Consider the following 11,415-nt stretch of genomic DNA (forward strand, 5'->3'; position numbering starts at 1 on the left):
GGGAGGAATTTCCCCTATCATACGAATCAGAAACCAATGACGCAACGAAAAGGAAAACGAATGGAGAGGTTTAATCAATACTGGGCAGGGCTTGCCCTTGTTCTGATTTTATCCATTTTTTTACAACTGATGCCTCAGTGGCACTCGTTACTGACTTTTAACTCAGAAACAGTTATGGCTGAAGGCTGGCCATTGATTAGCGCCCACTTTATTCATTTAGACTGGTGGCATGCGTTGTTTAACTTCATTGGGCTGGCGCTCATTGTTCTCATTTGGCGTGAATACTGGAGCACTCGGTGGCTAATAAACGCTCTGCTGATAAGCGGTGTTGCAACCTCTCTAATGCTCTGGATTATGCCGGTTAATTTAAGCTTTGTCGGTTTATCTGGTGTGTTACACGGACTGCTTGCTTATTGCTTAATTAAGGACATTCGTGCGGGTAAAAAATGGATGTGGCTTATTCTAATTGCACTTGTGGCAAAGGTCGTTGCCGAGTTACTTGGCTGGCAGCCGGATCACTTTGTTGGCGAGCATGTCAGCTACATTCACGCGGCAGGTTTAGTGAGCTCATTATTGCTTTATAAATTAGAACGGCGCCGCATTAGTGACGCCGTTCCCTTCGATAAGTAAAGTTCGCTTTACTTCAGGTTTTCTTCAAACAACTTAAAAATCCGACGGTATTCGTTCAGCCAACTTTCAGGCTGACGGAAACCGTGCGGTTCCACCGGATAAATTGCCGTTTCCCAGTCTTCTTTCTTCAGCTCAATTAAACGCTGCACAAGGCGAACACTGTCCTGAAAAAACACATTGTCATCAACCATCGGAGAGTTGATAAGCAGCGCATCTTCTAAACCTTCAGCAAAGTAGATAGGGGAACTGCGACGATACGCAATAGCATCGTCCTGCGGTAAATTCAGAATGTTTGAGGTATAGCTGGTGTTATAATGAGCCCAGTCAGTCACCGGACGCAAAGCAGAACCAGCCTCAAATAAACCTGGCTCTTTAAACAAAGCCATAAAAGTCAAAAAGCCACCATAAGAACCGCCATAGGTTCCTAACTTGTCGCCATCAACGTTCAAGTCATTTTCTAAGTAAGTAGCAACGTCGACCAGGTCTTCAACTTCCGGCGTTCCCATTTGACGATAAATAGCGGTACGCCAGTCGCGTCCGTAACCTTTTGAACCGCGATAGTCGAGGTCTGCAACCACATAGCCATTTTTATTCAGTAAGCTGTGGAACATGAACTCGCGGAAATAGCCTGACCAACCCATATGCGCGTTCTGCAAATAACCGGCACCGTGAATGAACACAACCGCAGGATATTCTTCGGCTCTGTGTTCATCAAAACCTTCAGGCTTATAGATGCGGGTATAAATAGGCTCATCAACATGAGAAGACTCAACCCCGACCAGTTCCGGCGCAGTCCAGTCAATACTCAGGAACTTTTCCGAAACCGTATGTGTCAGGCGCTTCGGTGTTTGAGATGAGTCTACAGCTTTATGATAAAGCTCAGGTGGCATTAACGGTGTTGAATGAGTCAGCAACAGCTCGTCACTTTCAGGGCTGAGCTCAAATGCGGTCATACCATCAAGGTCAGTCAAAGCTTCCGGTTCGCCGCTACCATCGGTTTTCACCCGGTACACTTCGTAGATACCAGGATGTTCAATGTTCGCCTGAAAATACAGATAGTCTCCGCTACGATTTAAGTCGGCAGACTCGACAACATAATGACCTTTAGTTAACTGGCGCGTACTGCCATCAATGCTCGTCGCATACAACTGTGAATAACCATCAGCCTCGGACATGAACCACAACTCACTGCTGTTTAACCAACCAAACTCGTTGTGAGTGTAATTGATCCATGCATCGTCGTGTAAGCGGTCTTGAGAAACCAGTTTTTTACCGGCAGTATCAACAGTAGCAAGCCAGCGATCTTTGTTATCCCAGGCTTCCAGCATCACCGCAACTTCAGTTCCTTCAGCGTTCCACTGAATAGCACCGTTATCCCAACCCCAGTCGGACATCAGAGTTATTGGGCGCGGCTTCTCTTCAGAGGTGTAGCTTTCGCCTTCTGCCTCAAGATTTTCGCGCTTCACTTCTGCCAAAACATCTTCATTCCAGCCTGGTAACGTGTTGTAGGTTAGCGTCGACTGGCTGCCGTCGCTTAAATTGAGTAAAACCAATTGGTGTTCAACAGGCTTGGCATCAGCAACACGGCGACGCACGTTCTCACTTTTTACGCGGCCGTCTTCACTGATGTAGTTTGGCATAATATCGCCTTCATCACGCCAGCTTTGCGGCTCAGTAATAGCCACCAGCAAAAAGTCGCCTTTTGGTGACAAACTGGCCGACACCAACTCTTTATTTTCAGGTAAGTAGAAAGGCTTAGGCGCTAAGGTTGAGTTTTGCGCATGTAAGTTGGAACGCTGAGCAAAACGTTCTTCCGATGCCTTACGCTCTTTTTGCACAAACTGAATTAACTCTTGTTCTTCACGAGCAAGGTAATCCTTCGGTTCTTCGTTTGCCTTAGGCTTTTCTTTAAAAGCTAATGAAGCAACCTGGCGGCTTAACCCCGAGTTCACATCAATAACAAAAAAGTTATTATCTTGTTGGTAGCTCAACTGCCCATTGGTCATAGGCTGTAGATTATGCTGGCGAGCATCGTCACGGGTTAATTGACGGAGACTGCCGTCATTAAAACGAACAAAAATATTGCCTTCAAAGGTATAAGCTAAAAAGCTGTCATCCGCTGCATGCACTTTTTCATCGGCAACGTACTGATGCAGGTTTTCTATAGCCACTTTCTGTGGTTCACCGGCACCATTTTCCAGCATCATTAAGTCACGAATGTCGCTGCCTTCGCGCTTTTGATAAAAAAGAATGTCCTCACCATCCATACTCCAGAAAGCCTGCTCCGGGAAACGTCCCATCCAGTCCGGATCAGCCATAATTTGTTCCATGGTGAGAGCGGCGGTTCCCTGCGCACTGGCAAGAGAGTTAGCTTGTAAGGTCGGGGTGTTTTTCTGCGTGTCAGCAGTATTCGTATTCTGAGGAGAGGTTGATGCGCAAGAGGCGACAAACAATGCCGCCCCAATGGCCATCACCAGACGTGACTTCACCATATTATTATTTTCCTTTTTAGGATCCCTGGATTACTGTGCATCCGCTTGATTTTCAGGCCGAGCCTGTTGCACTGCGTCAAGCGCCTGCAAACGTTCATGCACCGCCATTAAAGTTGGATATGCCGTTAAGTCCAAATTAAAGCGTTGTGCATTGTATACCTGAGGTATCAAACAGATATCAGCCAATGTTACCGAATTACCATAGCAATAATCACCTGCATACTCGGTAAGCCGCTGTTCAAATGCGGTAAAACTTCGTTCTACCCAGTTAGCTATCCAGGCTGAACGTTGTTCGTCACTGCAATTCAGCTCACCGGTTAAGTACTGTAGCACTCGTAAGTTTGTAACAGGTTGCAGTTCGCAGGCTAAATCATAAGCCAAGGCTCTGACTCTGGCTTTGTCAGCTGGAGCGGAGGGCAATAAAGGTTTCTTTGGATAGCACTCTTCCAGATACTCAATAATGGCTAAAGACTGATTTAACCTAACGTCACCATCTATAAAAGTAGGAACCAAGCGCGCAGGATTAAGCTTTCGATAAGCCTCACTGTGCTGTTGTCCGCCGTCTTTAACTAAATGCACCGGTTCGTACTCGTACGCCAGCCCTTTGAGGTTTAACGCAATACGAACCCGGTAACTGGCGCTTGAGCGCCAGTAGCCGTATAGTTTCATCACTTTTCAGGACCTTCGTATTGAACAACTTTTTGGTTAATGGTGCCGAATATTGACTGGCCACCATCATCTTTCATTTCCATTTTAATGGTGTCACCAAACTGCATAAACTGTGTCGCCGGCTTGCCATCACGAATGGTTTCAATCATACGCACTTCAGCGATACAGCTGTAACCAACACCACCTTCTTCAATAGAGGTTCCGTGGTCAGTTCCCTGCTTATTGGAAACTGTACCCGAGCCAATAATGGCACCGGCCCCTAAGTGACGAGTCTTCGCTGCATGAGCGACCAACTGGCCAAAGTCAAAGGTCATGTCTTCGCCGGCGTTAGGTTTACCAAAGGCTTTACCGTTGTACTCTGACAATAGTGGTAAATGTACCTTGTTAGCTTTCCATGCGTCGCCCAGTTCGTCTGGTGTTACTGCGACCGGCGAAAAAGCTGAGGATGGTTTACTCTGGAAAAAGCCAAAACCTTTGCCCAGCTCGCCCGGAATAAGTCCGCGTAACGAAACGTCATTAACCAACATCAATAATTTAATATGCTGCCCGGCGGTCTTAGCATCAACACCCATTGGTACATCATCGGTAATAATGGCAATTTCGCCTTCAAAATCGATGCCCCATTCAGTGCTGCCCATTTCAATATCATCGTAAGGTGCTAAGAAGTCATCAGAACCGCCCTGATACATTAAAGGATCTTCCCAGAAGCTCGGTGGCATCTCGGCACCGCGTGCACGACGTACTAATTCAACGTGGTTTACATAGGCGCTGCCATCGGCCCACTGATACGCACGAGGCAGAGGCGACTCACATAAAGCTTCATCGAACTGGATACTGCCATCCACGTCGCTGTCGTTAAGCTGCTGATAGATTTTTTCGAGCTTAGGTGCAATACCGTCCCAGTTGTCGAGCAACTCTTGCATGCAAGACGCAATAGCAGGAACCGCTACTGCTGCATTTAAATTCCTGCTGACAACCATTAACTGGCCGTCACGAGTACCATTTCTGTATGTGGCGAGTTTCATAAGTTGTTATTTCTCCTGCCAACTGTAGACGTAGTCCGGGTTTTCAACCGCTAAAGCCTCATCACTTGCTTGCAAGGCATCGCGGGTATCAAGCATAACCGCAACTTCGTCTGTGAATTTCTTTTTGTGCTCACGCCCGGCTTTAAATGCTTTCGGGTGTGGGCCATGAGTAAAGCCTGCCGGATGGAAGGTTACCATACCGCGGTCGATATTATCACGACTGAAAAAGTCACCTTCGTGATAGAACAGCACTTCGTCGTAATCATCATTATTATGGTAGAAAGGCACTTTTAATGCGCCCGGATCTGACTCGATAGGACGCGGCACAAAAGTACAGACCACGAAACGGTCAGCCACAAAAGTCGTGTGCGCCGACGGCGGCAAATGATAACGATGACTCATTAACGGCCGGATATCGCGCCAGTTCAAACGAACCGGAGCTAATTCTCCGTGCCAGCCTATCGCATCCAGTGGGTTATAAGGGTAAGTAATAACCGACACCTGCTGATGACGTTTTACATACACCTGCCACTGTTCTTCACTGTATTGTGCCTGAAATGCCTCATCGATATCCGGCGTATCCAGAACTGCCGGGTCAAAAATAGCATGATTACCCACCAGACCTTTCTCCGGCAGGCTATAAGAGCCATTAGTTGCCTCAATCATCAACAACTGCATGGTCTCATCAGGCTCAAGACGCCAGTTAGTAGAACGGGGAATTAAGAAGTAGTCCCCTTTCACCAGGTGAATATGCCCGTAGTCACAATGCAGATGACCACTACCTTCGTGCACAAAGAGCAAATCATCGCCGTCGGCATTACGCACTAAATAATCCATTTTGCTATGGCAATGCCATAAACGAAAACGGCAGTTATTATTGTGCAATAAGTCAGGCGTTAACCAGGGGTTTTCCGGAGCTATGGCTTCTAGCTTGTTAAAATCAAAAGCCCGTGGACGCAGAGGCCCACGCCACTCCGACCAACCGGTCGGAGCATGCTGATGGTGAAAATGCGTGGCCGGACCGAAAAAGCCACTACGACCAGCTTCACGTTCATAAATGGCTTGCTCCGGAAAATCAGCGTGGGCCTGTCGAGATGACTTGCCCACCTGTTTCGGAAAGCTGATCCATTTACGCATCGCTTAACACTCCCCGGCGGATCTGATCTTCTTCAATGCTTTCGAATAATGCTTTGAAGTTACCTTCGCCAAAACCTTCGTTGCCTTTACGCTGAATGATTTCAAAGAACACCGGACCAATGACGGTTTGAGTAAAGATTTGCAGTAAAATGCCATCTTTCATTGGCGCACCGTCAATTAGAATGCGCTGCTCGCGTAACGCTTCTAAATCTTCCTGATGCCCTTCAACGCGCTCATTCACTTTCTCGTAGTAAGTTTCCGGCGTATCCATGAAGTCCATGCCAATAGAACGCAGGTCTTTTACGGTTTTGTAGATATTGTCACTGGTTAAAGCAATGTGCTGAATACCTTCGCCTTTGTACTCTTTTAAGTACTCTTCAATTTGCGATTTGTCATCGTGAGATTCATTAATTGGAATACGGATCTTACCGCAAGGTGCTGTCATCGCTCGGCTTAACAGGCCTGTCAGTTTGCCTTCAATATCAAAGTAACGAATTTCACGGAAGTTACCAATGCGCTCATAGAAGCCAGCCCAGGTATCCATGTTGCCGCGGAATACGTTGTGCGTCAGGTGGTCAATTTCAAACAGACCAGCGGCGTGCCCGCTCATTTTCGCTTCCCAGTTTTCATAGAAGTCGAAATGCTGCTTATAAATTTCATGGTTTTCGTAGTTGTCGACAAAATACAACGCACTTTCGCCAATACCGAACACTGCCGGAACACCTTCAACAACGCCTTTATCAGCAGGGAATGCTTTAGCACCGTTATCAAGTGAATGCTTTAACGCATGCTCAGCGTCTTCCACACGCCATGCCATACCACAGACACTCGGACCATGGTCTTTCGCAAACTCTTCAGCCTGCCCACCCGGTTCAGCGTTAATAATGAAATTAATGTCGTTCTGCTTGTACAACCAGGCCTGCTTGCTCTTGTGCTTAGCCACTTCAGTGAAACCCAGTTTATCGAACAAATCTTTTAACGCATCAATGCCTTTCTCGTCCGGAGCGGTATACTCAACGAACTCAAAACCGTCTGTATTTAACGGATTAATCATTTTATCTGTCATGGTTACTTCCTCTTATTATTCGGTTGTTAACACCATGACTGTAGCGGTAGTTGTGGGGAAAAGGCGAATAAGAGGAGAAGATAGCAAATTGCTGAAGTTAAGGTTAAAACGTAAAGTTTAATGTACAGGCTGAACACTTGCTCTGGATCAAGGTACAGCCTGTTTAACTTGTAAAGCTTTTGTTACAAGACTACTTTTTTGTCTGTTCTGCTTTACGGGCGCGACCACTGCGTTGCTTACCAATGCCATAATCGCGTAATTTATTAGCCACTGCGGTATGGGAAAGCCCTAAACGTTTTGCCAGTTGCCTTGTACTGGGGAAACTCGGATACAAACGGCGTAGTACGTGGCTTTCAAAACGGCGAACTGCATCGTCCAGGCTCATATCGTCAATATCCAGTGCTAGCTGGTCATCTTCCTGATTCAACTCAGGCAAACGGATATCCGCGGGCTCCAGCGTATAACCTTCTATCATTGAAACCGAACGAAACATAGTGTTCTCCAGCTGGCGCACGTTGCCCGGCCACTGGTAACGCTTGAGCCGCTCTTTCGCCGCCCGGCTTAAACTTACCTGACTGCGCCCGAGCTTCTTACAAGCCTGAGTCACAAAATGCTCTGCCAACAATAAAATATCGCTTTTGCGTTCACGCAGCGGCGGAACATTCAGTGCCAGGACGTTTAGCCGATAATACAAGTCTTCGCGAAATTCGCCGTTTTCAACGAGTTCGTATAGGTTACCCTGGGCTGTGCAAATAACTCGCACGTCTACGCTCACTTCCTGCTCTTCGCCAATGCGGCGAAACACACCGTCTTCTAAAAAGCGTAGTAATTTTGCCTGCAGGCCAATAGACATTTCACTGACTGAGTCCAGTAATACTGTGCCCCCGGCAGATTGTTCCAGGACCCCGGTTTTACGAGTGCTCTGGCTACTTATGCTGCCTTCGCCATGACCAAACAGTTCGCTCTCAGCAACATTGTCCGGTAGTGCCGCACAATTTATGGCTAAAAAGGGTTTATCCTGACGCTGGCTGGCTAAATGACAGGCTTTTGCCAACAGCTCTTTACCAACACCCGTTTCACCTTCGATTAACAGCGGCGCGTCAAGCTCTGCCATACGCTGAGCATCTTTAATCACGCGCTTCATAGTGCTGTTATCGGTCAACAGACGTTCAAAGGCTTTCTCATTAGTCTGACTCTGCCAGGTTGCTGTTACGGGCTCTGACTTACAAGTCATTACCGCACCGGCAAACGCCGTACTGCCTTCTTCGTCGTTAACCCAGATAGGAAGTAATTGAGCGTAGTACTCTGAATTGCCTATGGTCACGGCCTCGTAAATAGGGTCACGGGGCTTTTTATCCAGCCAGCGTTGTAGCGAGATACCATGCACATACTGCATCAGCGGCTCACCTTTAAGGCTGTCTTCCTGACCCGCTAATAAACGTAAACCGGCGTCATTGATAATGTCGATATGACCTTTACTATCAATAGAAAGAACCGGATCCGGCAAGGTACTTAACAGCAAACTAAATTCATAATGCTCGCGTTCAAACGGCATGTAAGGAATGGTTTTTACGTCAATAATATTGGGAATGCGACGAATCTGAGGCATCAAATGCCGAAAATCATCGAAGGCTAATTCAGGAAAATTTAGGAAGATTTTTCCTTTAGGATCGACTTCAATGCCACGTAAATCAATTTCGTGGTCTCGCAAAATTTGCAGAACATCCTGACAGATACCCAGACGGTCATCACAAGTTATCTCAAGTCGCATAAACCCTACTGCATTGAACTAAATGTAAAGCAAATAATACACTATTGTTCCCGCTTAAAAAACAAAAACCCCGGCCAATAGACCGGGGTTCCATGCAGTTCATCGACAAAGCTGGCTAAGCGTCAACTACACTGTCGGTTTTTGCCGCCATAATAAAGTCATTTTTATGCAAACCGTTAATAGCGTGGGTCCACCAGGTAACCGTTACTTTGCCCCATTCAGTCACCAGCTCAGGGTGATGTTTTTCTTCCTCAGCAAGGTCACCTACTCGGTTAGTAAAAGCCAGCGCCTGCTTAAAGTTTTTAAACTTAAATTCGCGCTGCAACATCATAACGTTGTCGTTTGTTACCGGCGTCCAGTCAGGTATCTCACGCATCAGCTCTTTCAGCTCTTCATCGCTGACTTGTGGCGCGTCTGCATGACACGCTTCGCAACGTGCATTTTCCAAGTTTGACATTCTTTAATACTCCTTTGCCTTAAGCTGCATCTTTTGGTGGAAATTTTGGTTCAAACAACCCTAGCTCCATAGCTTCATGAACCAGCGACATGATATCCATATCGGATATCTTAAACAGCTCGTCCACACTCTCTATGGTGTAGTAGATAGGTTGAATAATATCAATTCGGTACGGTGTACGTAGCGCATCTAACGCTTTCAGTGGTTTGCGCTCTGGCGTATCGCTGTTAACGGCGTATTCCGTTTCAGCCGGAGACGATAAAATACCGCCACCATAAATTCGGATACCCTCTTCGGTTTTCAATAACCCGAACTCTACGGTAAACCAGTACAGGCGAGCCAGATAGACCCGTTCTTTGGGTGTGGCTGCATAACCCAATTTACCGTATTGGTGAGTAAAATGCGCAAACGCCGGGTTGGTTAATAGTGGGCAGTGTCCGAATATTTCGTGAAAAATATCAGGTTCCTGCAAGTAATCAAACTCTTCCCGTGTGCGAATAAAGGTTGCTACCGGAAACTGCTTGTTTGCCAGTAGGCGAAAAAACTCGTCAAATGGAATTAACGCTGGAACTGCTGCAACTTGCCAGCCTGTCTCTCTCTCCAGCACATTATTAATTTCATGCATTTGTGGCAAGCGATCCTTCGGCAAGTCGAGTAACTCCAGTCCCTTCATATACTCATCGCAAGCTTTACCCGGTATGCATTCCAACTGACGTTCGACCAAATCCTTCCAGACCTGATTTTCTTCGTCACTCCACTGAATAATACCGTTTTCATCCGGTTGCCTTGATACGTATTGACTTTGTTTACCCATAATTCAGCCTTGTTGCTTCCTCATTAATGTTTGATCGTTTTTGTTATTATTAGTTCATCTTTCGCAGAATTACGCGGACTTCTGCCACTGCACACGGCAGGCCTCCAGCGCCTGTTCAAGATCCGCAATAATATCGTCTGCTGCTTCTAAGCCTACCGCAATTCGGATCAATGTATCCGAAATCCCCGCCTTAAGACGAGCCTCCGGCGTATACGGGGAATGCGTCATTGACGCCGGGTGCTGAATGAGAGTTTCAGCATCGCCCAGACTCACTGCCAGAGCTATCATCCGCAATTGATTCAGAAAGTAACGTGCTTTCGCTTCATCGCCTTCCAGTTCAAAAGCAATAACCGCCCCGTTACGGCTCATCTGTTTACCCATTAAAGCTTGTGCCTCGTGGTCAGGAGCTCCGGGGTAGTAAATCTTTTTTATATCCTGCCGCGCGGCCAGAAAATCGTAAACCGCATCGGCGTTTTCACAGTGGCGCTGCATGCGCACATCCAGGGTTTTCAGACCACGCAGTATAAGCCAGGCGTCATGTGGACTGATGGTGGCGCCCATATCCTTTAAGGTTGTACTTTTAATGGTGTTAATATCGTCGTCACTGCCACAAATAATGCCGGCGACCACGTCACCATGACCATTGAGGAACTTAGTTGCACTGTGCACAACAATATCGGCACCATGTCGTTTGGGCTGCTGCATCAGTGGCGTCATAAAGGTATTATCCACCACCAGACGAATATCTGAGTCAGCAATTACCGCATGAACTTTTTCGATATCAACCACTTTCAGGTGCGGGTTAGCCGGGGTTTCCAGAAAAACTAAGCGGGTATTCTCACGCAGGGTTTCTTTCAACAGGCCTTCGTTGTTTAAATCAATAAAGTCAGCTTCGACGCCGAAGCGCTCAAACAACTCACTGAACAATGCAAAACTGCAACCGTAAATGGCATCTGATACCACAATATGATCACCGCTGCGCACAAAAGCCATAGTAGCAGCCGCAATAGCACCCATCCCGGTCGCTGCCGCAGCAGCAGCTTCATAACCTTCAAGCGACGCCATCCGGCGCTCCAGTTCTGCTGTTGTCGGGTTACCTAAACGGCTGTAAATATAGCCTTCTTCCTCGCCGGCAAAGCGGCGAGTGCCCTGCTCCGCAGAAGAAAACCGAAAAGTCGAGGTCTGATAAAGTGGCGCGGTTAACGCGCCATGAGGGTCATCATGCGCGGCTCCGGCATGAATTACCTGAGTCGCTGGCTGCCATTTATTATTATGTGGTTTTAAATCAGAAGACATGCGTTTTGGCTCGTTTGTCAGAAATTTGTTAACGAGCAACAGAGTGCAACGAGCTTAC

Annotated in this window: 10 protein-coding genes; 1 reads left to right on the forward strand and 9 read right to left on the reverse strand. The window is 47.1% G+C overall.

Annotated elements, in window-relative coordinates:
• The first annotated feature begins 60 nt into the window (after positions 1–60).
• A complete protein-coding gene (gene rrtA / locus IL_RS03650) occupies positions 61–630 on the forward strand; it encodes a rhombosortase (protein WP_011233969.1) in 570 nt (189 codons plus the stop codon).
• Between the two features lie 8 nt (positions 631–638).
• Here the strand turns inward: rrtA and IL_RS03655 are convergent, their stop codons facing one another.
• The 9 genes from IL_RS03655 to IL_RS03695 form a co-directional block, all read right to left on the reverse strand.
• Positions 639–3,122, reverse strand: a complete 2,484-nt coding sequence (locus tag IL_RS03655; protein ID WP_011233970.1) for a S9 family peptidase — start codon at positions 3,120–3,122, stop codon at positions 639–641.
• A 30-nt stretch (positions 3,123–3,152) separates the two neighbouring features.
• The gene (maiA, locus tag IL_RS03660; RefSeq protein ID WP_011233971.1) at positions 3,153–3,791 is read right to left on the reverse strand and encodes a maleylacetoacetate isomerase; all 639 of its coding nucleotides are present in this window, start codon (positions 3,789–3,791) and stop codon (positions 3,153–3,155) included.
• Complete coding sequence (locus IL_RS03665; RefSeq protein WP_011233972.1) at positions 3,791–4,816, reverse strand: fumarylacetoacetate hydrolase family protein; 1,026 nt, start codon at positions 4,814–4,816, stop codon at positions 3,791–3,793. The genes maiA and IL_RS03665 overlap by 1 nt, the downstream gene beginning before the upstream one ends.
• Positions 4,817–4,822: 6 nt before the next feature.
• The gene (locus IL_RS03670; RefSeq protein WP_011233973.1) at positions 4,823–5,953 is read right to left on the reverse strand and encodes a homogentisate 1,2-dioxygenase; all 1,131 of its coding nucleotides are present in this window, start codon (positions 5,951–5,953) and stop codon (positions 4,823–4,825) included.
• Positions 5,946–7,019, reverse strand: a complete 1,074-nt coding sequence (hppD, locus tag IL_RS03675) for a 4-hydroxyphenylpyruvate dioxygenase (protein WP_011233974.1) — start codon at positions 7,017–7,019, stop codon at positions 5,946–5,948. The genes IL_RS03670 and hppD overlap by 8 nt, the downstream gene beginning before the upstream one ends.
• A 190-nt stretch (positions 7,020–7,209) precedes the next feature.
• A complete protein-coding gene (gene tyrR, locus IL_RS03680) occupies positions 7,210–8,790 on the reverse strand; it encodes a transcriptional regulator TyrR (RefSeq protein ID WP_011233975.1) in 1,581 nt (526 codons plus the stop codon).
• Positions 8,791–8,905: 115 nt separating this feature from the next.
• Positions 8,906–9,247: a 4a-hydroxytetrahydrobiopterin dehydratase gene (locus IL_RS03685; RefSeq protein ID WP_011233976.1), complete on the reverse strand. Its 342-nt coding sequence runs from the start codon at positions 9,245–9,247 to the stop codon at positions 8,906–8,908.
• 19 nt (positions 9,248–9,266) lie between these two features.
• Positions 9,267–10,061, reverse strand: a complete 795-nt coding sequence (gene phhA, locus IL_RS03690) for a phenylalanine 4-monooxygenase (protein WP_011233977.1) — start codon at positions 10,059–10,061, stop codon at positions 9,267–9,269.
• A gap of 69 nt (positions 10,062–10,130) precedes the next feature.
• Complete coding sequence (locus IL_RS03695) at positions 10,131–11,357, reverse strand: trans-sulfuration enzyme family protein (RefSeq protein ID WP_011233978.1); 1,227 nt, start codon at positions 11,355–11,357, stop codon at positions 10,131–10,133.
• Positions 11,358–11,415 lie beyond the last annotated feature (58 nt).

The organism is Idiomarina loihiensis L2TR, assembly GCF_000008465.1.
Taxonomy (GTDB): Bacteria; Pseudomonadota; Gammaproteobacteria; order Enterobacterales; family Alteromonadaceae; genus Idiomarina; species Idiomarina loihiensis.